This window comes from Pseudonocardia halophobica, from assembly GCF_027922425.1.
Taxonomy (GTDB): Bacteria; Actinomycetota; Actinomycetes; order Mycobacteriales; family Pseudonocardiaceae; genus Pseudonocardia; species Pseudonocardia halophobica.
The window spans coordinates 19599-45192 of the sequence record NZ_BSFQ01000022.1; the positions used below are offsets into that span (position 1 = coordinate 19599).

A 25594-nucleotide genomic window follows, 5' to 3' on the forward strand; every position below is an offset into this window, starting at 1 on the left:
GAGATCGTGTCCGGCATGGCAGCCAAGGACGAGCTCGGACGCCGCGGCGAGGACGTCGCGGTCGAGTACCTCGAACGCAAGGGCCTCGTCGTGCTGTCCCGGAACTGGCGGTGCCGGGAGGGCGAGATCGACGTGGTGGCCACCCAGCGGGAGCGGGACGGCACCCGCCTGGTGGTCTGCGAGATCAAGACCCGCTCCGGCACCCGGTACGGCGAGCCCGCCGAGGCCGTCACCGGGCTCAAGGCCCAGCGCATCCGGCGGGTCACCAAGGCCTGGCTCGCGGCGCACCACGTGGCGTGGTGCGAGATCCGGTTCGACGTGGTCGCGGTGCTGATGCGCCCCGGCCGGCCGGTCACCCTGGAGCACTACGAGGCGGCGTTCTGATGGCGCTCGCCCGGGGCTGGTCCGTGGCGCTGCACGGCGTCGAGGGCGTGCCCGTCGAGATCGAGGCGCTCGTGGGCGGCGGGATCCCCGGCGTCCAGATCGTCGGGCTGGCCGACACCGCGCTGCAGGAGTCGGTGCACCGGATGCGGTCGGCGATCGTGAACTCGGGCCGGGAGTGGCCGTCGGTGCGGATCCTGCTCGCGCTCTCCCCGGCCACGCTGCGCAAGACGGGATCCCGCTTCGACCTGGCGATGTGTCAAGTGAGACACTACTACGGTGAGTGCTCCCCGCGTGGCGATCTATGTCCGAATCTCCAAGGACCGCGAAGGCGCCGGTCTGGGCGTCGAACGCCAGGAGCGAGAGTGCCGCGAACTCGCCGAGAAGCTCAACGGCCAGGTTGTCGCCGTCCACCGGGATAACGACCTGTCCGCCTACTCAGGGAAGCCCCGACCCGGCTACCGACAGCTGCTGCAGGACATCCGAGACGGCAAGGTTGACCTCGTCCTGGCCTGGCACAGCGACAGGCTCCACCGCAGCCCGGCCGAGCTGGAGGAATGGATCGCCACCTGCGAGCCGCGCGGCGTACCCGTCCACACGGTGAAGGCCGGCCCGCTCGACCTCGCCACACCCTCGGGCAGGATGGTCGCCCGGCAGCTCGGGGCAGTCGCCCGATACGAGGTGGACCACATGATCGAGCGGCAGAAGTCGGCGAAGGCTCAGGCCGCAGCTGCGGGGAAGTGGCGCGGCGGACGCCGGCCGTTCGGGTACGAGAGCGACGGCGTCACCGTTCGCCCTGAAGAGGCGAAGCTGGTAGCCGAAGCGACCGACCGGGTGCTGGCAGGCGAGGCCCTGTCGTCGGTCGCGCGAGACTTCGCCTCCCGCAGCATCTCGACCTCCGCCGGCACGCCGTGGGATTCCCGCAACCTCCGGAACGTCCTCCTGCGGGCCCGCAACGCAGGCATCGTCGAGCACGAAGGGACGGAGGTCGGCCCGGCTGAGTGGCCGGCCATCGTCGACCCGGCGAAGTGGCGGAACGTGCGCCGGCTCCTGACCGCAGAAGGCCGACGGGCCCCGCGCTCGTCGGACCTCGTGTACCTGGGGTCCGGGCTGTACCTGTGCGGCTACTGCGGCGACGGCACCACCATGCGGTCGGCCGCCACCCGCACCTCCCACCGGGGGAACGTCACGAAGCCGGCCTACCGCTGCCGCAACGGCTCCCACCTCACCCGCATCGCCGAGCCTCTCGACCAGTTCGTCTCCGAGGTCGCGATCGAGCGGCTGTCCCGACCGGACTCCCGGCTCCTCCTCGCCCCCGAGGACCGGCGCGTGGACCTCGAGGCACTGCACGCCCGCCGGGAGGACAACGCCAACCGGCTCAAGGAGCTGGCGGCCCTGTTCGGGAGAGGCGTCATCACGGGCGCTCAGCTGACCGAGGCGACCACGGAGCTGCGAGCCGAGAGTGAGGAGCTGGACGCGGAGATCGCGTCGCACACGGGCGTCTCACCGCTCGTCGGGATCGCGGACGCTGTCGACGTGCGGGCCGCATGGAACGCCGCAGGAGTCGGGAAGCGGAAGGCGGTCGTCCGCAGCCTGATGGACGTGACCCTCATGCCTGCCCCCAAAGGGCGGCCTCCCGGCTGGCAGCCCGGCAAGGGTTACTTCGACCCGCGTGCCGTGCGGATCGAGTGGAAGCAGTAGGGGACGCGGGGACAGGCGGGGACAACGGGGACACTTTGTCCCAGCCGTGTCCCAGCCCCTGACCTGCGGAAACAGGGTCGGGGACAACGGGGACACTTTTGTCCCACCCCCCCTCTGTCGCTCGGCCTCGCGTGTTACGCGAGTGAAAGAAAATAGATCAAGATCATTTATATATATACGCAGGTCAGAGGCCGAATTCGACGCCTGCTGGCAAGACCCACAACCGAGCCCGCGCCCACTCACGCGACAGGGGGGGTGGGACAAGCGTGTCCCCGATGTCCCACCCTGTCTGACCTGCAGGAATGGGCTGGGACACGATGTCCCCGAGTGTCCCCGCCATAGCCTGATGCTGTGTCCAAGAGGTGGAAGAAGGGCAGCACCCGCGCATGGCGGCAGACCCGTGCCCTAGTGCTGGCCCGTGACAGCTACCGATGCCGGCTCAGCCTCAGTGGCTGCACGAGCAAGGCCGACCACGTCCACCACACCGTCGCCCGAGAGGTAGCAGGTGACGACCCGAGCCACCTGATCGCCGCATGCAGGAGCTGCAACCTCAAGGCAGGGGACCCCTCGAAAGCCGACCCGGCACCCCAGCCGCGCGCCTGGTGGTGATTGATCAACCGCAGCCCGCTGACCTGCGGTTTTTTGGGGGCCGACAGGGGGGCCAGGACACCCGCCGCGTGTTCCTCTCTCCCTGAAGTTTCCGCAGGTCAGGGGCATGATCGTCACGTCCGGTTCAACACGCATCCGATCGTGACCCGCTCCTACGCCCGAACGGGTCTCACAATGTGGGATACTGGTCCTAAAGCGTGAGAAGCGAGGTGGGATGGGCGCGGACCAGGCGGACTCCGGGAAGTTGCTCCCGGAAGTCGAGGCGTCCCTTGCTGCTCTCGATCTGGATCCGCGCGACCAGGCGGCTGCCGCCCTCGCTCGCTCGTACGCCCGCCGGATTGATCAGGCTGCTGCTGCCTCGTCCGCCGCGGACCGCGTCCTCCGGGCCGTCAAGGCGGCTGAGGAGGAGACCGAGCTCGTCGAGCAGGTGTCCGCGCTCAAGGCGAAGCTCGCCGAGCAGGCCGTACTCAAGGAGCTGGGTGCCCGGCTGGAGGCGGTGCTGGCCTCGCTGCACGCCACGTCCGCGTCACGGGTGAAGCTGCCCCCGGGCCGCCCGGCTGCGAACAGCCGGCTGACGCAGTTCCGGAGTGGTGCGTGACCACGACCCAGCTGGTCGGGATCCCGACGCCGCGTCTGTCGACGGAGCCGCTGCGCCCATTGACGCCGGAGACGTCGCTGGGGTTCGAGGCTGCCCGGTTCTCCCGCGAGGTGCTGGGGGTCGAGCCACTGCCGTGGCAGGAGGAGTTCCTGATCCGCGCGCTCGAGCTGCGCCCGGACGGCGGGTTCCGGTTCCGAACCGTACTGCTCCTGGTCGGGCGGCAGAACGGAAAAACCTACCTCTGCAAGCTGCTGGCGCTCTGGATGATGTTCACCGGTCGCGCTCAGCTGGTCCTCGGCTGCGCGCAGAGCCTCGACGTCGCCCGGGAGTCGTGGCAGGGCGCGGTCGACATCGTCCAGGACGACGACGACCTCCGCGCCGAGCTGGACAACGTCCGACACGCGAACGGTGAGCAGACGCTGACCCTGACGAACGGGGCCCGCTACAAGATCTCCGCTGCGACCCGGTCGGCCGGCCGTGGCCTGTCGGTGGATCTGCTGCTGCTCGACGAGCTGCGGGAGCACCGGACCTGGGATGCGTGGGCTGCGCTGAGCAAGACGACGACCGCGAAGGCGAACGCTCTGATCCTCGGGATCAGCAACGCGGGCGAGACGGCTTCGGTCGTTTTGAACGCGCTCCGCTCCACGGCATTGAGTGGTTCGGACCCCACGCTTGGGATCTTCGAGTGGTCGGCTCCGGAGAACTGCGAGCTCGACGACCCGCATGCGTGGGCGCAGGCGAACCCCGGGCTGGGGCACACCGTCTCCGAGGCGGCGATCCGGTCGGACATGATGACCTCGCCGGCGGCTCGGTTCAGGACGGAATCGCTCTGCTGCCGGGTTGACGCACTCGACTCCGCGGTGGACCTGGTGGCGTGGCAGGCGTCGGTCGACCACACAGCGACCCTCGCCCCCTTCCGGGACCGGGTGGCCGCGTGCGTGGACGTCGCCCCTGATGGCGCTCACGTGACGCTGGCAGGTGCGGCGCAGCTCGACGACGGGTCGGTGCGGGTCGAGGTGTTCGCAGCGTGGGAGAGCGTGACAGCGGCCCGCCGGGAGCTGCCCGGGATCCTCGCCCGGATCGCGCCGCGCACGGTGGCGTGGTTCCCGTCCGGCCCGGCCGCCGGCCTCGCCGCGGACCTTCGCTCCCTGGACACCGTGGAGATCAAGGGTGCAGAGGTGGCGGAGTGCTGCCAGGAGCTCGCCACTCTCGTCACTGCCCGGCAGGTGCGGCACCCCGGTGACCCACTGCTGGACGCTCACGTCGCCGGCGCGGGCAAGGCGTGGTCGGGCGACTCGTGGCGGTTCACCCGCTCTGGGGGCCACGTGGACGCCCTTTATGCGGTCGCTGGTGCGGTGCACGCCGCCCGGACCGCCCCTGTTCCCGTCCCCGTTCCGCGCTCGCGGGTGTTCTACACCGGAGAGGTCTGATGACTTTCATGCAGGGCGCGGCTGTGTTCGCGCAGGCGGTCGCGGTGTTCGCGATGCTCGCCGGGCTGTGGCTGCTGCTCCCGCTCGGCTGGTTCCTCCTCGCCGGCGGTACCGCTGTGCTGGCCCTCGCGACCGGGCTCGAGCTCGTCGCGAAGCGGCGTGAGGCGGTGACCGATGGGGTTCGCTGACCTGTTCACACGGGCCGTCCAGTACACGGCCACGGACACGACGACCGGGGCGTCACAGACGTTCGTGGTCGACAGCCTCAGCCCGGACTGGTCGCACGGCGCGTACTCCGGCGCGATGAGCCTGCCCGGCGCGTGGCGGGCGTCGCTGCTGATCTCCGACCTTCTCGGGTCGCTGCCGTGGCAGGTGCTGCGGGACCGGGCCGGCGTGCAGGAGCGGCTGCCGACCCCACCGCTGCTGCTGCAGCCGTCCCCGCCGGACACCGCCGTGACGACGTTCTCCTCGGTGGTGCTGGACCTCGTGTGGCGCGGCAACGCGATCGGCCTGATCGCGTCGCGCGGGCGGGATGGCTACCCCACATCGGTCGCGCTGGTCCCGGCGGAGAGCGTGCAGGTCCGCCGCGCGGGCCGCGGTGAGATCGGTTTCACCGAGGGCGAGGTCATCTACCAGATCGGCCAGGACCTCTACCCGGCCGACGAGGTCATCCACGTCAAGGGGCCGTCCCGCCCGGGTGCACTGCGCGGCATGTCGGTCCTCGAGGCGCACCTGTCCAAGTCGCTGCGGCTGGCGGACCAGCTCGACGAGCAGGCCCGGTCCGTCGACACCGCCGCGGTCCCGTCCGGGGTGCTCAAGTCGACCGACCCGGCGTTCGACGAGAGCGACGCCCGCGCTGTCGCCGCCGGGTGGAAGGCGAACCAGCGGACCCGCGGGCTACAGATCATCAACTCCTCGATGGAGTACACGCCGGTGGCGTGGAACCCGACGGAGGCGCAGCTGCTGGAGGCGCGGAAGTACAGCCTCCACCAGATCGCACTGATCTTCGGGCTGTCCCCGTCGTGGCTCGGTGTCTCCTCGGGCGACTCGATGACCTACTCGAACCTGGAGTCCGAGGCGACCAACCTCGTCCGGTTCTCCCTGATTGGGCACATCTCCCGGCTTGAGCAGGCGTTCTCCACCGCCCTGCCGCGCGGTACGTGGGCGAAGCTGAACCTCGACGGGCTGCTGCGGTCGGACACGATGACCCGCTACCAGGCCCACGAGATCGGGATCCGCGCCGGCTTCCTGCTGCCGAGTGAGGCGCGCGGGCTGGAGGACCTGCCCCCGGTCGACGGGATCGACGAGAAGGCGCTGCAGTCGGCCGAGGACGACGAGGACCCGACGCCGGAGGACGCAGCGCAGTGGGCGGCCGAGCTCGGGGAGGACCGGTCCGCGGCGGACGTGAACGCGCTGGAGCGGTACTGGAAGCACGGCGAGGGTCTGGCGAAGTGGGCGGGCAAGGCGCACCCCTGGACCGCGCTGTACCGGCAGTTGGTCAAGCACGTGGGGCCGACCCGCGCGAAGCGGATCGCCTCGCAGTGGTTTCACGATGTCTTCGGGATTTGGCCCGGAGAACGCAAGGGCACGAACCCCGTAGGGAAGGGATGATCACGATGGCTGCAGCTCGTACGAAGAAGACGGACACCCGGCCGGCCGAGGCGAAGCCCGACGCCAAGCAGGGGTCCTGCAAGCTCCCCGGCTGCGTTCACGACGCTGCCCACCGTGGTCTGTGCGAGGCGCACTGGTACACCCACCGCGGCCTCGCCGACGTCGACCCCGACGCCCCGAAGAACGAGGACGAGGGAGTGACCGTCGCGTGACTGAGGTCCTCACCCGCACCTTCGCCCCGGACATCGAGATCCGCTCGGGCGGGGACGGCCGCACGGTGCACGGCATCGCGGTCCCGTACTCCCGGCCGCAGCGGATCCACGCCGGCCTCACCGAGCAGTTCGCCCGGGGTGCGTTCGCGAAGCAGCTGACGAGTGGGCACCGGGTGCCGTTCACCCGTGACCACCAGGCGCAGGGCGGGCAGATCATCGGGAAGGTGCTCGAGCTGCGGGACGACGCCGCCGGCCTGTACTTCGAGGCTCGGGTGGCGAAGACCGCGATGGGCAACGACACCCTCGAACTGCTCCGTGACGGCGCGCTGGACCAGGTGTCCATCGGCTTCCAGGAGGGCCAGAACCGGCGGCTGTCCGGCGGCATCGTCGAGCGGGTCACCGCCACGCTGCGGGAACTTTCCGTGGTTCCTGAGGGCGCGTACGGCGATTTCGCGGTGGCGATGGGGGTCCGGTCCGTGCAGCCGCTGCGCCTGGACGAGGCCCGTCAGATCCTCGCCTCACTCCCGACACTGTTACCAATGTGAATCTCAGTATGTGGGATCTCGGTCCCACCTACTGATAATCTGATCAGGACGCGATACCGGCCCCCCGGCCGCACGGCAGGACCCCTCCGCCACTCATGGAGATGCGGACACCTCCGGTCGAGCGTGTTCACCGGCCCACCGGTCCCTCGGAGATTCCCCATTCCGTGAGACCCGTGGAGAAACCCGGTGAACCCCTACCTGAAGGCGAAGCGCGACCAGTACGAGGCGCTCCGTTCCACCATCGAAGGTGTCCAGACCCGCGCTGCCAGCGAGGAGCGCGACCTCAGCGAGGACGAGCTGCGCTCCGTCAAGGAGCAGGGCGAGACCGCCAAGAAGATCGCCGACGAGATCCAGGCCCTCGTCGAGATCGAGCAGCGGTCCGCTGCTGTCGCCGAGCTCGGCTCGAAGATCGACCAGGCCGCGGAGCAGACCCGCGCCGTGTCCAACACCCAGGCTGTCGACCGCGATCCCGGGCACTACCGCTCCGAGGCCGAGGGCGGCACCCGCTCGTTCTTCGCGGACCTCATGCGGGCCAAGGAGGACGACGGCGACGCCCGGCAGCGCCTGAGCGAGCACCAGCGCGCACTGTCGACCGGCACCAACGGCTCCGGCATCCTGCCCCCGAAGTGGCTGTCGGACGAGTACGCGACCGTGGCCCGCCAGACCCGCCGGGTCGCCGACGCGGTCCGCCACGTCAACCTCGGCAACGACCCCCGGCCGATCACCCTGCCGAAGCAGACGGCCCCGACCTCGGTCGCGACCCAGTCTGCGGAGAACGCCACCACCTCGTGGACCGACGCCTACAACACCGGTGTCGACACCGTCACCCCGAGCACCGTGGTCGGCGGGCAGAAGGTGTCGCGGCAGCTGCTCGACGCCTCGTCGCCGGCGATTGACCAGCTGATTTACGGCGACCTGATCGCCGCCTACAACAGCTCGGTCGAGGCTCGCGTTGTCGCCTCGATGGTCACCGCGGCCGGCACCGCCACCGCGACGTACGCCACCGAGTCCGCCTACAACACGGCCATCACGCAGTCCGGCGGGAACATCCCGTTCCTCAAGGACCTGGCTGGTGCTGCGGCTGCGGTGCGAAACGCCCGGAAGCTCCCGGCCGACCTGCTGATCGGCTCGGTGTCCCGCTACAGCACCTGGCTGACGATGACCGACTCGACGGGTCGCCCGCTGATCCCGGTCGCCTCCTACGGCACGGTCAACGCCTTCGGTCAGGGCACCATCGCAAGCGACGGCAGCATCCTCGGCCTCAACGTCATCGCCTCGGACGGCGTCACCCAGTACCCGGAGAGCATCCTGGTCGCCCGCGCCGCGGACACCGTGCTGTTCGAGTCGCAGACGCTGCGGTTCCGCTACGAGGAGCCGGACGGCCCCGAGACGATCCGCCTCGGTGTCTGGGGGTACGTCGGCGTGCTGACCCGCTACGCGGGTGCGTCGGTGAAGCGCCTGCAGATCACCGCTGCCTGATCCGCTCCCCGAGACGAGGCGGCGGAGATGGCCTGGAACCCTGACTACTGCACCGTAGGCGAGCTGTGCGACTACCTGCGGGTAGGCGACACCGCTGACGACGGTCAGATCGCCCTGGCCATCTCCGCCGCCTCACGCGCGGTGGACAACACCTGCCGCCGGCAGTTCGGGATCGACGACGTCGCGAAGCCCCGCGTCTACACGGCGCGGGTCGACGAGCACGGCCGCCACGTCGTGGACGTGGACGACACCATGTACGTCCCCGGCGACGGGACGTACCCGCCCTCGTACCCGCCGTTCTTCCCGTCGACCGGCACCGTGCCGATCGTCGTCGCGGCGGACTTCGCGGGGGACGGCGGGTTCGCCACCACGATCACGTCCTGGTCGTGGGGCCCGTCGAACGCCCCGATGTCGGGCCGGCCGTGGACGCAGCTGGTGTCCCGGCAGGCTCTGCCGCTGCGCCCGGACGCTGTCCGGATCACGTCGCGGTGGGGCTGGACGGAGTTCCCGGAGGCCATCCGGCAGGCCACGCTCATGCAGGCGGCTCGGTTCCACGCCCGGCGGGACGCCCCGTTCGGTGTGGCCGGCTCCCCGGAGACCGGCTCGGAGCTCCGCCTGCTGGCGAAGGTCGACCCGGACGTGGCGGTGCTGCTGCAGCCGTTCACGCGGAAGTGGTGGACGGCCTGATGCTGCTCTCGCAGGTGATGGACCAGCTCGGCGACGCTGCCGCCACCATCCCCGATCTTCGGGCCCACCCCTACTACGCGGAGAACGTCACCCCGCCGGCCGCGATCGTCGGGTGGCCGGACGAGTACCTGTTCGACACGGGGATGCAGCGCGGTTCGGACCGCTTCACGATCCCGCTGATCGTGGTCGTCGGCCGAGCCGATGCCCGGTCCTCCCGTGACCGGCTCGCGAAGTACGCGGACGGCTCGGGCCCCGAGTCCATCAAGCAGGTCCTCGAGGGGTGGTCTCCGACCCCGCCGGCTGTGAAGGCGTGGGACTCGCTCCGCGTCGAGTCCATTGAGTTCGGCATTTCCACTATCGCGGGCAAGGCGTACCTGGCCGCGACTTTCAGCATCGATATCGAAGGAACAGGGGCCTAGCTATGGCGACGGTTCACGGTAAGTCCGGATCGGTCCTGCTGGCGACCAAGGATTGCTCGGCGTTCTGCAACAGCATCGAGTTCGAGCAGACCGCCGACGACCACGACGTCACGACGTTCGGCGCGACCGGTCATGTCTACGCGGGTGGTCTCACCGATGGCTCGGTGAAGCTCGCCGGAATTTATGACAACACGGCCTTGACTGGCCCGCGTGCTGCGGTGCAGGCGGTGCTCGGCACGACGGTGGCGCTCAAGTACCGGCCTGAGGGTGTCGGCACCGGTAAGCCGGAGTCGTCCTGCCAGGTCCTGGTGAAGAGCTACAAGGAGTCCGTCCCGGTCGACGAGATGATCAGTTGGGAAGCCGAGCTCACCATCTCCGGCGCTGTCACGGTGGGGGCCCAGGTATGAGCGAGGACATCAAGGCGAAGCTCCTCGCCTCCCGCGGCCTCGGCACCCGCCGGGTCGAGGTCGACGGCGTCGGGAAGGTCGAGGTCCGTGGCCTCACCCGGGCCGAGGCTCTGTCGATCCAGTCTCGCAGCGACCTGGACGCCGTCGGGATGGAGCGGGTGCTGCTCGCCACCGCGATGGTCGACCCGGCCCTCACCGAGGACGAGGTCGCGCAGTGGCAGCAGGCCGCGCCGGCGGGGGAGCTCGAGCCGATCCAGGCCGTGATCCTCGAGCTGTCCGGGATGAAGGTCCGCGCGGTCGGCACCGAGATGGCCCGATTTCAGTAGCGGCGCAGACGACTCGGATTTCGAGTTCTTCCTAGCCGACCGGCTCCGGATGCCGGTGTGGGAAATGCGGGAGCGCATGCCGAACGCCGAATACGTGCAGTGGGTCGCCTGGCATTCGCTGCGCCGGCAGCGCGAGGAATTGGCAGCGAAGGGGAGGTGACGTGTCCGAGGTCAAGGTGACCGGGCTCCGCGAGTTCCGGCGCGGTCTCAAGCAGCTCGACGGCTCGCTGCCGAAGGGGGTCCGCACCGCCGGTAACAAGGCGGCGGAGATCGTCGTGGCGGCTGCGAAGCCGCGGGTTCCGATTGGTCCCGGGCGCGGTGGGCACGCCTCCTCGTCGATACGGAAGGCGTCCACCCAGTCGGCGGTGAGGGTGTCAGAGGGTTCCGCCAGGTTCCCCTATCTCCCGTGGCTCGACTTCGGCGGCACGATCAACAAGCACACCGCGAACCCGACGACCAGGTCGTTCATCAAGAAGGGCCGGTACATCTGGGCCGCGTTCGATGAGCACAAGGACCAGGTCCTCGACACCTACCAGGACGAGCTGAAGAACCTCGCCCGGTCCGCCGGTCTGGACCCCCGCTGATGGCCGGCAACAAGGTCACTCTCACCTTCGTCGGCGACACCAAGGACCTCAATCAGAAGGTCCAAGAAACCGAGTCCCGGCTGGCTGGGCTCGGTGGGGCGCTCAAGACATCGACGTTCGCCCTCGGCGGGCTGTCGGTAGCGGGTGGTGCTGCAGGTGTCGCGATCGGTGGCGCGCTCGGCGCGGTCCCGCTCCTGTTCGGTGGCATCGCCGCAGCGGCGCTCAAGTCGAACGCGCAGGTGTCGGCGGCGTTCACCGGGCTCAAGGACCACGTCGTCAAGCAGACGCAGCAGCTGGCCGCGCCGCTGGTCCCGGTGTTCACGAACATCGCCACCCAGCTGCGGACCACGTTCGACCAGCTCGCCCCCGCGTTGGGGCAGGCGTTCCAGGCGGTCGGGCCGCTGCTGACCACCCTCACCGAGGGCGTCACCGGGTTCGCCGTCCAGGCGATGCCCGGCATGCTCACCGCGCTGCAGTCCGCCGGCCCCGTGATGGACGGGCTCGCTGACCTGCTGGCCAGCCTCGGTGGTGGCCTGTCCGACTTCTTCATGGCGATCTCCACCGCGGCCGGCCCGGCCGGCGCGGTGCTGTCCACCCTCGGCACCACGCTGCAGGGGCTCCTCGGCCCGATCGGCGGGCTGCTCGCCTCGCTCGTGACGGGGCTGGGGCCGGCGTTCAACGCGCTCATGCCGTTCGTCGTCAGCCTGGTCGACATCCTCGGGCAGGGCCTGTCGCAGGCGTTCCTCACCCTCGGCCCGCCGATCACCTCGATCATCCAGGCGCTGGTGTCGGGGCTGTCCCCGATCCTGCCGGTGATCGCGACACTGATCGAGACCCTCGCCGCAGCGATCGCCCCGCTGCTCGGGGCGCTGGCCCCGCTGATCTCCTCGCTGCTCGGGCAGATGCTGCCGGTGATCCAGCAGCTCGCGCCGATGCTCGGCGAGATGGCGATGCAGCTCGGCGGGGCGCTGACTCAGGCCATCACGATCCTGTCGCCGGTGATCGGGGTGCTGGTCGGTGCGGCGATGACGCTGCTGCAGGCGCTGATGCCGCTGCTCCCGCCGATCATGCAGCTGATCACGGCGCTGCTCCCGCCGCTGGCCTCGATCATCGCGGGCGTCGTCGTGCCGGTGGTGCAGCTCCTGGCCTCGATCTTCTCCGGGGTCCTGGCCCCGGTCATCACCGGCCTCGTCGTCCCCGCGATCCAGCTCATCTCAAGCGTCGTGTCCTCGGTGTTCTCGTTCATCGCCTCGTTCATCACGGGGGCGGTCAACACCGTGAAGGGGATCATCTCCTGGTTCGGCAACCTGCCCGGGATGATCTCGGGCTGGTTCAACGGGGCGAAGGACGGGGCGGTCAACGCCTTCACCAGCATGGTCGGGTGGATCCGCGGCATCCCGGGGATGATCCTGGGCGCGCTCGGGAACCTCGGCGGGCTGCTGGTGAACGCGGGCCGATCGTTGCTCGAGGGCCTGTGGAACGGCATCTCGAGCATGGTCGGCTGGCTGACCAGCAAGGTGTCGGGGGTCCTCTCCTCGATCCGCAACTTGTTCCCGTTCTCGCCGGCGAAGGAAGGCCCGTTCTCCGGGTCCGGCTACACCGACAACTCGGGTCGCGCCCTCGCCACCGACTTCGGGCAGGGCATCCTCGCCGGCGTCCCGTCCGTCAGAAGCGCTGTGGACGGCATGATGTCCGCCGCCCAGGGACAGTTCAACGGCTCGGTCAACGTCGCAGGAGGCTTCTCAAGCGGCCCTGTATCGCCCGCTGCGGGCACGAACCAAGGGGGCGTGACCGTCCAGGTGGTCGGAAACGGAGACTCCGCGGTCGCGACCATGATTCAGAAGCTCATCCGCACCGGCGTCCTGCAGGTGGCCTGACATGGCGTGGACGATCCCGTGGTCGAGCAGCTACAGCCTCGCCGTCGAGGTCGCCTGGGGTGCCGACCTCACCGACTCCGCCGGCTCGGGCTGGACGTGGACGGACATCACCTCCGACGTCCGCACCGAGGCCGGTATCGAGATCCAGAACGGACGGCAGGACGAGCAGTCCGTCTCCGGTCCCGCCTCCTGCCAGGTGGTGCTGTCCAACCCTGACGGCCGATACCTCACCGGGCCCGGCCCGAACTACCCGAACGTCCGCCGCAACGTGCCCATGCGGGTGCGCCTCAACTCCACGGTCCTGTTCCAGGGATACGCCACCTCGTGGACCCCGACGTTCACCCCGGGCGGGGACAACCTCACCGTGGCGCTCACCGCAAACGGGGTGCTGCGCCGGCTCAACCAGGGCAAGGGCACCGAGCGGTCCGCGATGACCCGCTACCTGCCGACCCGCTCTGACCTCGTCGAGTGGTGGCCGCTGGAGACCACCTCGTCGACGTCGGTGCTCGGCCTCTCTGGCGTTGACGGCGGGCCGGGCATGGTCTACCAGGCTGGCTCCACCGGGGCGGCGAAGGTGTCCGCCTCGGACGATGCCCCGTCCGGTGCGGCCGGGTCCGTGGAACTCACGCAGGGCGGCGCGATGGTCGCCCCCATCCGGTACCAGTCCCTCGGCACGTCGTGGGCTGTCGGCTTCTCGATGCTGTTCGACCACGCCGTGGACGGCGACCGCTTCGTGCGGATCGACATGCTCGGGTCCGCCGGGGCCTACATCAACATCCGGCTGTTCACCCTGAACGGCGGCGACCCCGGCGCGCAGATCACCGCGTACTCCGGGAACGTGCCCGCGGGGGAGCAGTGGCTGGGGTTCCAGGGCATCGGCTACCGCGACTGGACCGCCGGCGGTACCCGCTGGTACCACTTCATCCTCTCCACCGACGGGACGACCGTCTACTTCGGCGGGCTCCCCGACCCACTGGACACAGCCCGCACGATCTACCTGCAGAACTACACCCTGACCGCGTCCGCGGTGCCCCGCACCAGGCCGACCGCGATCACCCTCGGCTCCATCGCCGGCAACGACGTCAAGGTGAACTACTCGCAGGTGTACGTGACCTCGTCGTACACCTCGGCCGGGATGGGGCTGACGTACCCCCCGCAGGCCGGGTACGCGGGAGAGCCGGCGTCCGCGCGAGTGCAGCGGGTCACCGCCGAGGAGGACATCGCCGTCACGGTCATCGGCGGCACCTCCACCACCGGGTCGCCGCCGATGGGGGCGCAGCCGGTGTCGACCGCGCTGGACATCCTCCGCGAGGCCGAGCAGGTCGAGGCCGGGTTCCTGTACGACGGCCTCGGGCCCGGGCTCACGTGGGTGCCGAAGCGGGAGTTCGAGAACACCACCGTCGACTTGACCGTGGCGGCCACGCAGGTGGTGGAGCCGTTCGGCCCGGTTGACGACGACCAGCGCCTCCGGAACCGGGTCACCGCATCGCGCCCGCAGGGCAGCGAGGTCACGTTCGAGGACGTGACCGGCCCGGCCGGGATCAACGCGGTCGGCGTGTACGACGACTCGGTGGAGGTCAACGCCCCCTCGGACGGCGACGCGCTGGCCTACGCGCAGTGGCGCGTCTACCTGGGTACGCAGACCGGCTACCGCTGGCCGGAGATCGGGCTGGACTACCGCGCCACCCCGACGCTGCTGGCGAACCTGCCGGCACCGCTCACCCCCGGGAACCGGATCACCATCACGAACCCCGGCGCGGTCCTGCCCGGGGTGTCGACTGGTGACCTGCTGCTCCACATCGAGGGCGTGAAGCTGACCATCACTCCGGGCAGCTGGCGGTCCGAGCTCGCCTGCTCCCCGGCCGCCCCGTGGAACGTGGCCGCGATCCCGTCTGAGACGGGCTACACGGGGACGGACGCGGCACGCGCTACGTCGGACGGCTCCACGCTCGCGACCGCCCGCACACCGGGGCAGACGAGCCTCTCGGTCACCACCCCGTCCGGGCCCCGCTGGACCACGACCGCCGACGACTTCCCGATGTGGCTGGACGTCGGCGGCAACCCCGTCCGGGCCACCGCCTGCACCGGGACCGGCACCACGCAGACGTTCACGTGCGACGCGCTCACCGTCTCGATCCCCGCGGGTGCCGCGGTGGATCTGTGGCGGCAGGCCGTGCTGGCGCTCTAGAAGGGATCACTCATGGCCTACGCCGCGGGACAGAAGCTGCGGGCGTCGCAGCTGTCGACCTACGTCTGCACCTCCACGACGCGCCCGACGGGGCACTCGGGTCAGTGGATCCTCGAGACCGACACGCAGATGGTCGCGATCTACGACGGCTCCGCGTGGCGGTACGTCGCGGCGACCGGCTCGGTCGGGTCGGATGCCGAGTACCAGGCCAGCGCCACGCAGTCGATCCCGAACAACGGGGACACGATCGTCGCGTTCGGGCAGGCGAACCAGACCACCCCGCTGGTCGTCCGCGGCACCACCGGGCCGGGGCACTTCTTCCGGCTGCAGCGTCCCGGCCGCTGGTTCGTCTCGACGACGGTCCGGTTCGCGTCGAACTCCACGGGAGAGCGGTACGCCCGGCTGAACGTCGCTACCGCGGGCAAGGCGTCTCAGGGCGCGCTGCTGGCCGGCACCTCCCCGATCACGCACAACCTGTCGGCGGTGTTCCGGATCAACCCGGGCGACGAGAACACGACCGCCGCGGACGTGGACGTGCGCGTGTTCCAGAACTCCGGCAGCGCCAAGGACCTCGAGGCCAACAACGGGGCCGGCTGGGGTCGGATCAACCTCTCGTGGATCGGGCCGTGACGTGGCTGGCGGAGACCGTCCCGCTGTGGGTGTGGGTAGCGGTCACGTGCGTCGAGGGCCTCGCTCTCGGGGCACTGCTATGGCGGCAGGGTCGCCGCCGCTGATGTAGGGCGACGGGCGGGGGACGGGAGCATGGGCGACACGAGACTGACCTGCGGGCACGAGGATTGCCTGTCGGATGACTTGTGGGCGGACGGGCTGTGCTGGCCCCATTTCCGGCACTCCCGCGCTGGGACGAAGCCGGTCAAGGCGCGGCCCTACCGGATCAACTCGTACCGACCCGCGAAGTGCAAGGTCGAAGGCTGCCCGTCGACAACCGTGCACGCCTACGGCTGGTGCCACACCCATTACCAGCACTGGAGCGACTTCGGGGAACCCGGACCTGCCGAGCTCGTCTATGTGCCGCCTCCGCCTCCGAGGCAGTTGCGAGAGCTCGCGGCGATGTCGGCCCGCCCGGCGTGCACGCTGGAGTCGGCACATCTGTTCGATCCCTCCGACGACGAGCACCCCGAGGGGAAGCAGGAGCGAGCAGCTCGTCTGTGGGCAGCCGCGCAGGTGTGCGACGTGTGCCCGGTCAAGAGCGTCTGCCTCGACATGATCGATGCCGTCGCCCTGGCTGCGCCCACGACACCGGACGGTGCAGGAGTGTGGGCCGGCCACCTCGTGACGTCGTCGCGGTACCGGGCGCACCCGGCGGTGAAGGTCGAGGACCCGAACCGGGTCACCTGCTTCAAGTGCCACGAGACGAAGCCGCGCGAGGAGTTCGGGAAGGGAGTCCGCGAGTGGACGTCGACGGAGTACCTGTGCAAGAAGTGCGGGGCCGCTAAGCAGGCCGAGTGGGCGGCGCGGAAGCGAGCCGAGAAGCAGGCCCGGCGGGTGGCCTAGGATTGGCCGGCCCGCTTCCCCCGGGTGCCCGGTCCGTACGACCCCCTGGGGGAGCCATGCACGAACGCGACGTCTGGCAGCAGCTGTCCGCCGACCGCGATCTCATCAACCGCGCCGCCCGGCAGTTGCGCCACGACACCGTCATGGACCAGTACGCGGGCCGGACGAACCCGGACCCGGCGTTCGGGCTGGCGTCGGTCCTCGACGAGATCGCGCTACGCCTCGGTGACCTGGACGTGCGGATCCGCGCGAAGGCTGTCGAGGTGTGCCGCGACCTTGTGGAGCTTCGCCGACCTGCAGATCAGTGAATGCTGGCGGCGGAGGTAGCTTGCATTCCCCGGCTTAAGCCCGGGCGACTGGCCGAGGCCCCCAACGGCCCCCCAGATCCTTTTCCCTCCGCCGCCAGGCCCCTCGCGGGGCCACGCATCCGAGTCAACGCCGAACCCCTTCGGCTCCTCGTTGGCGCGGACGAACTCTGGCACACGGGGCATTGAGCTCCGTCACCAACTGCATGTGGCGCACGTCGTCGGCAATTTTTGCGAGCCCGTTCGGACGCAGCTCGGCCCCGGCGGCTCCTGTGCGGAGCGTCCGGGGCCGAGGGTGCCGCTTGTTCAGCGGGACGAGCAGAGACTAGCGGGCCATCCCGATCAGGCGGCCTTCCTCGGGGTGCGGGTGATCGAACGGCGGGTGCGCATGCGCTGCTCGAGGAGCTGCCGCCGGGCCTCCTCGACGTCGCGGTCAAGCTTCCGGGCGCGGACGGAGATGGTGTCCTCGTGGAACTCGTTCACGAGGACCTCGGGGGGCATGCGCTCGTGCTTCGCGCAGAGGTCGTCGCTGCCGAGCTCACCCATCGCCCAGCAGGCACGACACCCGCTACGGGCGTCGCGGCGGACCTTCTCTGCGAGCTGAGCCCGCGCGACCTGGTCACGCAACTGGGCCTCCTCGCGGGCCGACATCTTCATGGTCACTCCTCGTGTGGTGGTCATCAGGCGACCCGCAGCCGGATGCCGTACTCGGTGGCGGTCACATAGCCTTTCGCCTCGGCGAACTCCACGGCGACGTCGAACATGAACCGATCGCGGGACGCGAGGGCGTGCTTCGCCTTGCTGCGAGTCATCTCCCCGCCGGCGTTCTTGAGGCTGTTCACCAGGACCTTCGCGACCCGCTGCAGCCGCACCTGCACCGCCTCCGGCGAGGTGACGTCCGCCTTCCTGGCAGCGAGCTCCACCGCGGCGTCGTCGGCGACCCGCTGCATCTCCCGCTTCTTCTCCTTGGCCATCTCGATCAGGGAGTCCCGCACGGCGCACGACGTGTCCCACAAGATCCCGGCCAGCTCCCAGTCACCGAGCCCGATGTGGGTGCGGCCGGAGAGCAGGGTCAGCAGCGCGGCCATCTTCGACCGCATGAAGCTCTCGTGGCTGTTCAGCGGGTCCGGGATCTCCTCGCCCCGGTTGAGCCGGACCTGCCGCCGGAACAGCTCCTCCTGGATCTCGACGGCCGCGGAGATGGTCCCGGTGAGGGGCGCGCCGTACTCGTCCGTCAGGCGCAGGTTCAGCGGGCCCGGAGTCGGGATCCGCTCGGTCGGCCCGTTCCGGTCGGTGCCGGCCACCCAGGCGAACCGCTGCGTCGTGCCGGTGTCCGAGTCTGCGAGCAGCGGTGCCGCGGTCGACGGCTGGTAGCCGACGAGCAGCCCGAGGCTGTAGGACCCAGCCTTCACGATGCGGGTGCGTTCCTCGCTGGCGTTGGCCTGCCCCAGCGTCTCGCCGGGCCAGGCGGACCGGATCGTCGTCGCCAGGGTCGACCCGGACCGCTCGGCCAGCTTCGTGAACACCTCACCCTCGTCGACGCTGACGAAGGCGTGCTTCCGGACCTGCGTGCGGACCTTCTCAGTGCGGGGGTTGCCCTGCTTGTCGATCGCGCCGGGGATCTCCCGCCACACCGTCCCGTAGAAGCTCTCCGCCAGGCCCTCGCCGGAGCCGATTGCGATGCCGTCGAGGAAGGCAGGCTTGCCGTCCTCGGCGGGCTGGTCGAGGTAGCCCGGGACGTCGACGAGGCTCCGCGCCGCGCGCGCGCCGGTGGACTTGCCGACGCCGCTGGGGGCGACGGCTGCGGCGAAGTAGTTCAGCGAGCCGGGGCCGAGGCCGGTGTCGAGCTCGAGACCCGGGTCGACCATCGCGGAGATCCGCGCCAGGGTCGCGTGCAGGACCAGGTCCGCGGACCGGAGCCGGGAGTGGGCGGCCTGCCGGATGTGGCGCAGCTCCTCGCGTGCCTCCCAGAAGTCCGTCGGGATGTTGGGGAGCTGCCCCGGCTGCTCGGGGGCAGCCGGGTTGACGAACTCGAAGACATTGCCGGTCACGCTGCGGCCGTCCTTTGCGCGGAGCGAGCAGCAGCGTGGGCCTCATGGGGGGTGAGGCCGATACCGATGCCTGCGTCGATCAGGGGAGCGAGGTCGTGGCCGGCTTCCGCGGCGCGGCACATTGCCCAGTACAGCGAGCGGTTCCGTTCGCCTTCCTGCGCAGCGGAAACGAACTTGACCAGGGGGGCGAGGTCGCCCGTAGTGGGGGCGTTCCTCGGGCGGGGCGGTGTCGGGTCGAGCAGAGATCGGAGCCACGCGGGGGCGACTGCGGAGGGCCGGCGGTCGACCCACTCGTAGCGCCCGCCCGTGATGTGCACGCTTGGAGGGGCGACGAGGTACCCGCTGTTCCGCTTGATGTCGACGCCCTGGCCGAGCCGGCCGCGGCTCGGGCCGTGCATGGTGAGCCACAGGTGGACACCACCGCCGCCGGTGCGGGCGGTGAGGGTGCGGGGGAGCGCGCCGTGCTCGTCCTGCAGCCTCGCCAGGGTTTCGTGACCGCCGTTGCGCGGGTCGACGTCGACGACGACGACCCCCTCGGGCGGGCGGATGCCCCAGTTGCAGCGCGGCCACCGCGCGGCCCACTCCACGACGATGGCGGGGTCGGTGGTGGCGTCGTCCTTCCCGTTCCTGGTGAGCGGGTGCTTGGCTGCGTTGTTGCCGCAGTCCGCGCCGCAGGAACAGGTGCCCTCGTCGGTGCGCCAGTGGAGCGGCAGCACCGACGCGCCGGACTGGATGCAGCCGAGGACGTCCGCAGGGACACCGCTTGTGTCGACCGGGGCACCCTCGTTTGAATCGAGGGTCTCAACAGTGCTTAGACCCTTCTCGACGGCTGGGCCGGCTGCTGGCGTCTGGGCCCCGACGAACGCCCACCCGACGGACGGAGCGAGGCGCTCCACCATCGCCGGTACGCACCGCTCGTGCAGGCCCCGGCTGCGCCAGTGGGTGATCGAGGAGACGCCGCAGATCGCGCAGCCGTCGAGGCCCTGGCCGCCGGCGAGCTCGGCGAGGATGTGCCAGGAGTAGATCGGTTCGGTCATCGGGTGACCGCCGTCCAGATGCGGCGGATCAGCCGACGGATCCGACGGTGCGGACCGCTTCCGACGTGGACGCGCCCGCAGTCGCACAGCCACAGGTCGGTGTCCATCACTCCGCCTCCGACTTCGGAATGAGTACACCGGCCTGGGCGAGCAGCTCGAGGACGTCGTGGGGCGATGCGGTGCCCGCCCTGACGTTGTCGTGGAGGGTTGCTGCATCGAAGCAGGCGACCTCCTCACCGCTGTCGGCGTCGATGACGACCGCCACCTTGAGGTGCGGCGGCAGCTGATCGAGCACCCGCAGCGCGCGCGTCTGTGCGTCGGTCATGCTGCACCTCGGGCCAGGTGCTGGAACCGGTCCGGCATGTGCTGCTCGCACCACGAGCAGATGACCGGGCCGTGAGTGGATACCTGCGTCACCGTCCAGGCAGCGGGGTGGTCGCCGGCGCGGGACGGGGTCGCGCAGTTGGTTCGGTCGGCGGGGGTGACCGTCACGGCGACGGAGACGCCACCGACATGGATGTGCTGCTCGGTCATCACGCGACCTCCAACCGGACGAGGTCGTGCCGGCGGCAGCAGGCACCGCCGCAGCCGTAGGCCCCGATGCCGTTGAGCGCTTCGGTTGCGCTGGTCTCCGTGGCATGCAGCATCACGGTGACACCGCGGCAGTAGGAGACGGTCGCGAACGGGCCGGATCCGTTGACCCAGTGCGCCCGCTTCCACACGCACTTGGCGAAGGTGCGCGGAGAGCGGTGGTGGCTGCCGCAGTTGTGACGGCGGTACGTCTTCACCGGGCACCTCCGGGGCAGTTACGATCGTGCTGGTACATGAAGGTGGTTCCTTCGTGTCGCAGACGCCTCCGAGCCCACCTCGGGGGCGTCTTTCATCTCCGGGGTGGGGAGTCAGGTCCCGGAGGTTCCGCTGGTTAGGCGGTGGTCGTGCGGGTCACGCAGCGGCGGCTGTTGCCTCCGTGCCCGGCTCCTCGCGGAGGAGGGCAGAGATGCGGTTGCGCTGCTCTTCGCTAAGTGGCGGGGCGGTGTCGACGATCGCCTTGACGTAGGCCGCGAGGTCGTCGGTTACGGGTTCGATCACGCGGCACGCTCCGTGCGCTGGTCCAGCCATTCGCGGACTGCGCCGACGCGGTAGCGGATGACCCGATCAGTGACTCGGATGCGGGCCGGGCCATTGCCCCGCCGGACCAGAGCGCGAACTGTCTGCTCGTCGCAGTCCAGCAGGATCGCGAGCTGCCGGGTGTCGATGAGCCTGTCGGGGTCGTCGCCGAGGGTGCCGTGGAGCGGATCCTGGCAAAGTGGAGACTTTGCGGAACCAGCGGACTTCATAGCGACGAAGCTAGCGGGATCGCTATCTTTACCGCAAGCGTGCGCGCTAGGCCAAGCGGGTGATACTTGCGCCTGTCCGCTAATAGGGGATCGTTTTCGTCGGTCTCGGCTGACAAGGTGTCGCCGTGGACGACAGTCATCGGAGGCGCGCACTTGGCGACGCTGTGATCCGCCGCCGCCGCCAACTCGGCTACAGCCAGGAAGATCTCGTCAAGCATGGTGGCCCCTCCCACCAGACGATTCGCACGATCGAGCAGGGCCGCCCCGACGCCGCTTTCAGGCCGTCCACCCTCGCCAAGCTCGACACCTCACTTCACTGGAGGCCCGGCACGGTCCAGGCGATCCTCGACGGCACCGCCACTCAGGCGCGGCTAAGCGAGGTTGTGGTCTACAACTCCGGCCAAGACAGCGCGACGATGACGGAGTCCGCAACAGTCACCGAGATTCCAGCCGCTGAAGCCGACCTCGGGGGCCTCGAGGTGGTCGCCTCGTGGCCTTCGGACTCGCCATTCGTGCGTGACCACCCGATCAAGCTCCGTGGTCGTAACCCCGATCCGCAGCAGCAGCTCAAGGACACGACGGAGGCCGTCGGGGCAGCGCTCTTCCAGTACCTCTTGGGGGCCGGCGATGCTCCCCGGGTCGCCCAGGCTCGCCGGCTTGTGAACGAGGCGTGGAACCTGCTGCTGGCCGAGAACGACGACCCCGGGGGCGACCTGACCTGACCGCCGCGGACACCCCCGACCCCTCCCAGAGGGCCGGAATCAGGGGTGCCGCAACCTGGTTGATCTCGGTCAGGTCCTAGCGTTTCCGCAGGTCAGCGTCCCTACCGGGCACCTGACCCGCCGGTCAGGTTCAAGCGGACTCGGTCAGGTCCTCGCCGACGCCGATCGTCTCGGTCGCGGCCACGTCCAACTGCTCCCGCTTCACGCCCTTGCCGTCCTTCCGCAGCGTCGGGGACCACACCGTCCCGGGCTGCACGCCGGCCTGCCGGAGCAGACCGCCCACGGAGTCGTTGTCCAGCTGCTGCCACGTCGCCGGCCGGAACGCCACGAGCGCCTCCCGGATCTCACCGAGGTGCATCCGCGCCGTGCGGGCGTTGTCCATGATGGTGCGGACGTCGGCGAGGAACTCCACCTGCTGCTCCTCGGCTTCGATCACCTCGTCGTCAGCGTCTCCGGTGAGCCGGTTCGCGGCCTCCCGCATCTGCCGGGCGCGGACGCCGACCTTCTCCGACGCCACCGCGTCCAGCCCGAACACTGACCGCACGATCCGTGCCTCGTCGCCCTCGGCTCGCAGGTACGCAAGGCCGCGGTCCTCCTGCGCGAACTGCGTCGCGTCGATACCGCGCTTGTAGGAACCGGTCCCGAGTACGCGGTCGTTCGGGTCCTGGCCGAACATCTTCAAACACGCGCGGATCACCGCGTTGTTCGAGATCGTGGTGGGCATGGTCTGAGCGTTCACCTGCTGCGTCGCGAGAATGACAATTATCCCCAACGCTGGCCCCCTTTTTACGAGGTCCGTGACAATTGCGGCCAGCTCCTCGCGTATCGCCTTGTGCTCCTTATTCCCCTTATCGCCGTATTCGAAATAGGCTTGCGTCTCGTCAATTCCGAGGACGATTGGCTCTAGGCCGAGGTCACGACGGTTCGCCAGCGTGCTGGTCACCTTCGACTCGGGCGCTTCCTCGCGCGGCAGCTCCCGAATCACGCGGGCGCGTCGCCGCATCTCCTGCCGCAGCTCACGCAGCTTGAGCAGGACCCGCTCGATCTCCTCGGGTTCGTCGCCCACGCTGTAGCAGTGGGCGTATAGCGCGCACGGAGCGAGGTCGCCAGTGCCTTTTCCGTCGAATGCATAAACCCGCGCTCGGACGTCAAGGCCCGCCACCAATAGCGCCTGTCGCAGGAGGAACGTTTTGCCCATTCTCGGCAAAGCGCCAATGACCATATTCGCGTACGCAAATGTGAGCGTGATCCAGTCGCCGCGCTGGTCGGTGAACATCGGAACGGGCTGGAACAGGTCCACCCCGCCCTGCTTCATCAGCGGCCACGGCTTCTGCGGTGCCTCGACGAGCGGCTGATCGGCGACGTAGAGGCTGAGGTGCGCGGCGTTGCGCTTCCCCACCGCCGGCCACACCGTGCCGAGCTCCCTCTTGAGCGCGGCAGCCAGCTCCTCGCGACGCTCGATCACCCACGTGGCCGGCACCGCGCCGGGCAGCTCGAGGTCGATCTGGTACCCGGGCCCCTGTCGGGCGGGGTCCATAAGGAGCCGGATCTGCTCGGGCTCCTTCATCTTCGAGTTGCCGAGCTCGCACAGCGCGGCCGTCACTACCGGGGCGCGGAGTGGTTCCACGATCCCCGGCTTCACCGAGGTGTCCTTGAGCAGGCTCTTGCCGCGTGGCCGGCCGTGCCAGCCGAGGGCGAGGACCAAGGCGACGACGACCAGCACCACGGCCCACGCCGGCGGGCGGGGGATGAGGGCCAGGCCGTAGGGCAGGAACCACCAGGTGGCCACACCTGCGCCCAAGCCGACCGCGACCTCCGTCAGGCCGCGGCCCGGGATCAGCTTCACAAGCCACACGAAGACGGCGGCACCGACGATCCCCGACAGCACCCGCGGCGCGGTCCAAGCGAGGACCGGGCCGAGCAGGATTACCGCGAGGGTGCCGGCGACCAGCCAGCGGGCCCTCAAGTTGGCTTGGCGGACACGCTGGGCCTTGAGGTAGTCGGACGTCTCCGCCTTCTCCGCGTGGGCGTGGCGGACCTCCGCGGAATCGTGATCGTACAAATACCGACCGACGGCCCCCACAATGCGACCGAGGCCACGCGGGCTGTACAGGACGAGCAGGATCAGCAGCGCCGGCAGGTGGAGGGTGAACCGGCCGGAGCGGTAGGCGTTCCGGCGGGCCCACAGCTTCGCGGTCGACGTGAAGGTCAGCCGGTCCCGCAGCCACACGGGCAGGATCGGGACGGTCGTGTCCAGGGCCGGCCGGGTCTCCCGGCCAGCCGTGAGGCGATCAAGCGCGGTCATCAGAGGCCCCCTCGGGGGTGTCGTCGTGCCCGGGGCAGCAGACGGGGCAGACGCCGCATCCGCGCTCGCACAGCCCGGCTACTCGCCGGTGGCACGCAGGGCAGTAAGGCCAGGGGTTGCGCCGGGTCCGGGACCGGGGGGACAGGGCACTGGTCCCGGTCCGGGTGCGGCCCGGACCGCTGGTCCGGAAGGCGCGGAAGAGGGCACGAAGGGCCCGGACGATGCGGTGCAGGAACACGCCGACGCGGCTCACTGGGCCACCTCCTGCAGCTGCGACAGCAGCCGCGCGGACCGCGGTCCACCGACCCCGAACTCAGCGCGGACCGCCCTCTGCGACACCCGGTCCAGACCGCGCTCCTGGGCCCACCGCAGCACCTCGGGCAGGAGCGGATCAGCGCTGGCTGGGACAGGCGGTCCCTGCTGGTCAAGCGCCGGGACAGCTTCGAGCACGGGCGGGGTGTCCACGTCTGGGCCGGCCCACCGGGACCAGGGGTCCCGCCACGCCTCGGACTCGACCTCTGCCGGGGCATCGTCGACCTCGGGCAGGGGCACCCGGTCCGGGACCGGTCCGGTCTCGCGGACCAGCAGGACCACGAGGTGGACCACCGAGCCGACCACCGCCGGGGCGATGGCCCCGACAGCGACCGCGACCCACCACGGCGGGGTGATCCCGTGCGCGTGCAGGCCCAACTGGCCGGCGTTCCCGGCGACGGTCGCGACGAGCAGGGACCACGTCATCCAGGCGGCGAACCGTGAGGCGTCCCGCGGGCTGGAGGGGCTGAGCCAGATCGTGCACGCCACGGCCGCGCCGGCGTCCACGACGATCGGCAGGAGCCACGCGAAGCCGGACGGGATCGACACGGCGATGGCCAGCCCGCGAAGGGCGTCAAAGCTCAGGATCGCCGCGGCGGACAGGACGACCGCCAGACCGGCCCACACGATCCACGGTGCGCGCTTCACGCCCACCACCCCATGAGGAGGCCGAGGAGGTAGCCGGCGACGAGGCCGCAGGCGATGGTGCCGAACGCCCACCCGATCACGGTGAGGGCCTCGGCGAGGGTCAGTCGCTGCACGGGGTCACCTCGACCTTCCCGCCGTCGAGGACGCGGATGACGGACTCGGCGTGGCTCTCGCCGATGTCGCACACCTGCGCGGCAGTCGGCGGCGGGATCTCGACGGGCTCGGGTGTCCGCGACTGCAGCCACACGACGATCACGGCGATCGCACCGATGACGAGGAGCGCGCGGATCATCGCTTGCCTCCGCCCC

At 70.0% G+C, this 25594-nt stretch carries 31 protein-coding genes and 1 pseudogene; 21 read left to right on the forward strand and 11 right to left on the reverse strand.

Annotated elements, in window-relative coordinates; translation table 11 throughout:
• Positions 1 to 15 precede the first annotated feature (15 nt).
• The 20 genes and pseudogenes from PKE99_RS22975 to PKE99_RS23070 all read left to right on the forward strand — a co-directional run bounded on the left by PKE99_RS22975 (position 16) and on the right by PKE99_RS23070 (position 16877).
• Complete coding sequence (locus tag PKE99_RS22975; RefSeq protein WP_037047145.1) at positions 16 to 384, forward strand: YraN family protein; 369 nt, start codon at positions 16 to 18, stop codon at positions 382 to 384.
• Positions 384 to 626: pseudogene (locus PKE99_RS22980) on the forward strand (magnesium chelatase domain-containing protein); the annotation flags it as partial. The gene PKE99_RS22975 and the pseudogene PKE99_RS22980, both read left to right, overlap by 1 nt.
• A 34-nt stretch (positions 627 to 660) precedes the next feature.
• On the forward strand, positions 661 to 2082 hold the full coding sequence (locus tag PKE99_RS22985) for a recombinase family protein (RefSeq protein WP_037046947.1): 1422 nt from the start codon (positions 661 to 663) through the stop codon (positions 2080 to 2082).
• Positions 2083 to 2905: 823 nt separating this feature from the next.
• Complete coding sequence (locus PKE99_RS22990) at positions 2906 to 3289, forward strand: terminase small subunit (RefSeq protein WP_037046950.1); 384 nt, start codon at positions 2906 to 2908, stop codon at positions 3287 to 3289.
• The gene (locus PKE99_RS22995; RefSeq protein WP_037046952.1) at positions 3286 to 4719 is read left to right on the forward strand and encodes a terminase large subunit domain-containing protein; all 1434 of its coding nucleotides are present in this window, start codon (positions 3286 to 3288) and stop codon (positions 4717 to 4719) included. The genes PKE99_RS22990 and PKE99_RS22995 overlap by 4 nt, the downstream gene beginning before the upstream one ends.
• Positions 4719 to 4907 carry a hypothetical protein gene (locus PKE99_RS23000; RefSeq protein WP_156067666.1) on the forward strand — a complete coding sequence of 63 codons (189 nt, stop codon included), beginning with the start codon at positions 4719 to 4721 and terminating at the stop codon, positions 4905 to 4907. The genes PKE99_RS22995 and PKE99_RS23000 overlap by 1 nt, the downstream gene beginning before the upstream one ends.
• On the forward strand, positions 4894 to 6330 hold the full coding sequence (locus PKE99_RS23005) for a phage portal protein (RefSeq protein ID WP_051737560.1): 1437 nt from the start codon (positions 4894 to 4896) through the stop codon (positions 6328 to 6330). The genes PKE99_RS23000 and PKE99_RS23005 overlap by 14 nt, the downstream gene beginning before the upstream one ends.
• A 5-nt stretch (positions 6331 to 6335) precedes the next feature.
• Positions 6336 to 6542, forward strand: a complete 207-nt coding sequence (locus tag PKE99_RS23010; RefSeq protein ID WP_197040665.1) for a hypothetical protein — start codon at positions 6336 to 6338, stop codon at positions 6540 to 6542.
• Positions 6539 to 7087, forward strand: a complete 549-nt coding sequence (locus PKE99_RS23015) for an HK97 family phage prohead protease (RefSeq protein WP_051737561.1) — start codon at positions 6539 to 6541, stop codon at positions 7085 to 7087. Before PKE99_RS23010 ends, PKE99_RS23015 begins: the two co-directional genes overlap by 4 nt.
• A 186-nt stretch (positions 7088 to 7273) precedes the next feature.
• A complete protein-coding gene (locus PKE99_RS23020) occupies positions 7274 to 8566 on the forward strand; it encodes a phage major capsid protein (protein WP_037046955.1) in 1293 nt (430 codons plus the stop codon).
• A gap of 27 nt (positions 8567 to 8593) precedes the next feature.
• Complete coding sequence (locus PKE99_RS23025; RefSeq protein WP_037046957.1) at positions 8594 to 9253, forward strand: head-tail connector protein; 660 nt, start codon at positions 8594 to 8596, stop codon at positions 9251 to 9253.
• Complete coding sequence (locus PKE99_RS23030; RefSeq protein WP_156067667.1) at positions 9253 to 9672, forward strand: hypothetical protein; 420 nt, start codon at positions 9253 to 9255, stop codon at positions 9670 to 9672. The genes PKE99_RS23025 and PKE99_RS23030 overlap by 1 nt, the downstream gene beginning before the upstream one ends.
• 2 nt (positions 9673 to 9674) lie before the next feature.
• Positions 9675 to 10079, forward strand: a complete 405-nt coding sequence (locus PKE99_RS23035) for a hypothetical protein (protein ID WP_037046960.1) — start codon at positions 9675 to 9677, stop codon at positions 10077 to 10079.
• Positions 10076 to 10405: a hypothetical protein gene (locus PKE99_RS23040; protein ID WP_271214912.1), complete on the forward strand. Its 330-nt coding sequence runs from the start codon at positions 10076 to 10078 to the stop codon at positions 10403 to 10405. The genes PKE99_RS23035 and PKE99_RS23040 overlap by 4 nt, the downstream gene beginning before the upstream one ends.
• A gap of 161 nt (positions 10406 to 10566) precedes the next feature.
• Positions 10567 to 10989, forward strand: a complete 423-nt coding sequence (locus PKE99_RS23045) for a hypothetical protein (RefSeq protein WP_037046963.1) — start codon at positions 10567 to 10569, stop codon at positions 10987 to 10989.
• Entirely contained in the window at positions 10989 to 12866 is a 1878-nt protein-coding gene (locus PKE99_RS23050) for a phage tail protein (RefSeq protein ID WP_037046964.1), read from the forward strand. Before PKE99_RS23045 ends, PKE99_RS23050 begins: the two co-directional genes overlap by 1 nt.
• A gap of 1 nt (position 12867) precedes the next feature.
• Complete coding sequence (locus tag PKE99_RS23055; RefSeq protein ID WP_037046965.1) at positions 12868 to 15054, forward strand: hypothetical protein; 2187 nt, start codon at positions 12868 to 12870, stop codon at positions 15052 to 15054.
• Between the two features lie 12 nt (positions 15055 to 15066).
• Positions 15067 to 15684 carry a hypothetical protein gene (locus tag PKE99_RS23060; RefSeq protein WP_037046967.1) on the forward strand — a complete coding sequence of 206 codons (618 nt, stop codon included), beginning with the start codon at positions 15067 to 15069 and terminating at the stop codon, positions 15682 to 15684.
• A 132-nt stretch (positions 15685 to 15816) separates the two neighbouring features.
• A complete protein-coding gene (locus PKE99_RS23065) occupies positions 15817 to 16569 on the forward strand; it encodes a WhiB family transcriptional regulator (protein WP_037046968.1) in 753 nt (250 codons plus the stop codon).
• Between the two features lie 56 nt (positions 16570 to 16625).
• Positions 16626 to 16877, forward strand: coding sequence for a hypothetical protein (locus PKE99_RS23070; protein ID WP_037046970.1), 252 nt, complete (start codon positions 16626 to 16628; stop codon positions 16875 to 16877).
• A 339-nt stretch (positions 16878 to 17216) separates the two neighbouring features.
• Here the strand turns inward: PKE99_RS23070 and PKE99_RS23075 are convergent, their stop codons facing one another.
• From PKE99_RS23075 to PKE99_RS23110, 8 genes are all read right to left on the reverse strand, one after another.
• Complete coding sequence (locus PKE99_RS23075) at positions 17217 to 17531, reverse strand: hypothetical protein (protein ID WP_037046971.1); 315 nt, start codon at positions 17529 to 17531, stop codon at positions 17217 to 17219.
• A 23-nt stretch (positions 17532 to 17554) separates the two neighbouring features.
• Positions 17555 to 18925: a hypothetical protein gene (locus PKE99_RS23080; RefSeq protein ID WP_037046972.1), complete on the reverse strand. Its 1371-nt coding sequence runs from the start codon at positions 18923 to 18925 to the stop codon at positions 17555 to 17557.
• Positions 18922 to 19962 carry a bifunctional DNA primase/polymerase gene (locus PKE99_RS23085; RefSeq protein WP_051737562.1) on the reverse strand — a complete coding sequence of 347 codons (1041 nt, stop codon included), beginning with the start codon at positions 19960 to 19962 and terminating at the stop codon, positions 18922 to 18924. The genes PKE99_RS23080 and PKE99_RS23085 overlap by 4 nt, the downstream gene beginning before the upstream one ends.
• Positions 19963 to 20068: 106 nt before the next feature.
• Complete coding sequence (locus tag PKE99_RS23090) at positions 20069 to 20287, reverse strand: hypothetical protein (RefSeq protein WP_037046974.1); 219 nt, start codon at positions 20285 to 20287, stop codon at positions 20069 to 20071.
• Positions 20284 to 20496 (reverse strand): hypothetical protein, encoded by a 213-nt coding sequence (locus tag PKE99_RS23095; protein ID WP_037046975.1) that lies wholly within the window; start codon positions 20494 to 20496, stop codon positions 20284 to 20286. Before PKE99_RS23095 ends, PKE99_RS23090 begins: the two co-directional genes overlap by 4 nt.
• Entirely contained in the window at positions 20496 to 20750 is a 255-nt protein-coding gene (locus tag PKE99_RS23100) for a hypothetical protein (RefSeq protein ID WP_037046976.1), read from the reverse strand. The genes PKE99_RS23095 and PKE99_RS23100 overlap by 1 nt, the downstream gene beginning before the upstream one ends.
• Before the next feature lie 154 nt (positions 20751 to 20904).
• Positions 20905 to 21051 (reverse strand): hypothetical protein, encoded by a 147-nt coding sequence (locus tag PKE99_RS23105; RefSeq protein ID WP_156067668.1) that lies wholly within the window; start codon positions 21049 to 21051, stop codon positions 20905 to 20907.
• Entirely contained in the window at positions 21048 to 21299 is a 252-nt protein-coding gene (locus PKE99_RS23110; RefSeq protein WP_037046978.1) for a helix-turn-helix transcriptional regulator, read from the reverse strand. The genes PKE99_RS23105 and PKE99_RS23110 overlap by 4 nt, the downstream gene beginning before the upstream one ends.
• Before the next feature lie 125 nt (positions 21300 to 21424).
• Between PKE99_RS23110 and PKE99_RS23115 the strand changes: the two genes are divergently transcribed.
• Positions 21425 to 22021 (forward strand): helix-turn-helix domain-containing protein, encoded by a 597-nt coding sequence (locus PKE99_RS23115; protein WP_156067669.1) that lies wholly within the window; start codon positions 21425 to 21427, stop codon positions 22019 to 22021.
• Positions 22022 to 22151: 130 nt separating this feature from the next.
• Here PKE99_RS23115 and PKE99_RS23120 read toward each other — a convergent pair whose 3' ends face one another.
• The 3 genes from PKE99_RS23120 to PKE99_RS23130 all read right to left on the reverse strand — a co-directional run bounded on the left by PKE99_RS23120 (position 22152) and on the right by PKE99_RS23130 (position 25578).
• Positions 22152 to 24326, reverse strand: coding sequence for an FtsK/SpoIIIE domain-containing protein (locus tag PKE99_RS23120; RefSeq protein ID WP_051737563.1), 2175 nt, complete (start codon positions 24324 to 24326; stop codon positions 22152 to 22154).
• 249 nt (positions 24327 to 24575) lie between these two features.
• On the reverse strand, positions 24576 to 25286 hold the full coding sequence (locus PKE99_RS23125; RefSeq protein ID WP_197040666.1) for a DUF2637 domain-containing protein: 711 nt from the start codon (positions 25284 to 25286) through the stop codon (positions 24576 to 24578).
• A gap of 100 nt (positions 25287 to 25386) precedes the next feature.
• Positions 25387 to 25578, reverse strand: a complete 192-nt coding sequence (locus PKE99_RS23130; protein ID WP_037046981.1) for a hypothetical protein — start codon at positions 25576 to 25578, stop codon at positions 25387 to 25389.
• Positions 25579 to 25594: the final 16 nt, after the last annotated feature.

Coding starts and splice junctions, on each gene's coding strand:
- PKE99_RS23060 (WP_037046967.1), top strand. CDS start 15,067: ATGGCCTACGCCGCGGGACAGAAGCTGCGGGCGTCGCAGCTGTCGACC.
- PKE99_RS23005 (WP_051737560.1), top strand. CDS start 4,894: ATGGGGTTCGCTGACCTGTTCACACGGGCCGTCCAGTACACGGCCACG.
- PKE99_RS23070 (WP_037046970.1), top strand. CDS start 16,626: ATGCACGAACGCGACGTCTGGCAGCAGCTGTCCGCCGACCGCGATCTC.
- PKE99_RS23095 (WP_037046975.1), bottom strand. CDS start 20,496: ATGACCGAGCAGCACATCCATGTCGGTGGCGTCTCCGTCGCCGTGACG.
- PKE99_RS23090 (WP_037046974.1), bottom strand. CDS start 20,287: ATGACCGACGCACAGACGCGCGCGCTGCGGGTGCTCGATCAGCTGCCG.
- PKE99_RS23065 (WP_037046968.1), top strand. CDS start 15,817: ATGGGCGACACGAGACTGACCTGCGGGCACGAGGATTGCCTGTCGGAT.
- PKE99_RS22975 (WP_037047145.1), top strand. CDS start 16: ATGGCAGCCAAGGACGAGCTCGGACGCCGCGGCGAGGACGTCGCGGTC.
- PKE99_RS23075 (WP_037046971.1), bottom strand. CDS start 17,531: ATGAAGATGTCGGCCCGCGAGGAGGCCCAGTTGCGTGACCAGGTCGCG.
- PKE99_RS23050 (WP_037046964.1), top strand. CDS start 10,989: ATGGCCGGCAACAAGGTCACTCTCACCTTCGTCGGCGACACCAAGGAC.
- PKE99_RS23035 (WP_037046960.1), top strand. CDS start 9,675: ATGGCGACGGTTCACGGTAAGTCCGGATCGGTCCTGCTGGCGACCAAG.
- PKE99_RS23010 (WP_197040665.1), top strand. CDS start 6,336: ATGGCTGCAGCTCGTACGAAGAAGACGGACACCCGGCCGGCCGAGGCG.
- PKE99_RS23120 (WP_051737563.1), bottom strand. CDS start 24,326: ATGACCGCGCTTGATCGCCTCACGGCTGGCCGGGAGACCCGGCCGGCC.
- PKE99_RS23110 (WP_037046978.1), bottom strand. CDS start 21,299: ATGAAGTCCGCTGGTTCCGCAAAGTCTCCACTTTGCCAGGATCCGCTC.
- PKE99_RS23130 (WP_037046981.1), bottom strand. CDS start 25,578: ATGATCCGCGCGCTCCTCGTCATCGGTGCGATCGCCGTGATCGTCGTG.
- PKE99_RS23055 (WP_037046965.1), top strand. CDS start 12,868: ATGGCGTGGACGATCCCGTGGTCGAGCAGCTACAGCCTCGCCGTCGAG.
- PKE99_RS23000 (WP_156067666.1), top strand. CDS start 4,719: ATGACTTTCATGCAGGGCGCGGCTGTGTTCGCGCAGGCGGTCGCGGTG.
- PKE99_RS23030 (WP_156067667.1), top strand. CDS start 9,253: ATGCTGCTCTCGCAGGTGATGGACCAGCTCGGCGACGCTGCCGCCACC.
- PKE99_RS22990 (WP_037046950.1), top strand. CDS start 2,906: ATGGGCGCGGACCAGGCGGACTCCGGGAAGTTGCTCCCGGAAGTCGAG.
- PKE99_RS23085 (WP_051737562.1), bottom strand. CDS start 19,962: ATGACCGAACCGATCTACTCCTGGCACATCCTCGCCGAGCTCGCCGGC.
- PKE99_RS23040 (WP_271214912.1), top strand. CDS start 10,076: ATGAGCGAGGACATCAAGGCGAAGCTCCTCGCCTCCCGCGGCCTCGGC.
- PKE99_RS23025 (WP_037046957.1), top strand. CDS start 8,594: ATGGCCTGGAACCCTGACTACTGCACCGTAGGCGAGCTGTGCGACTAC.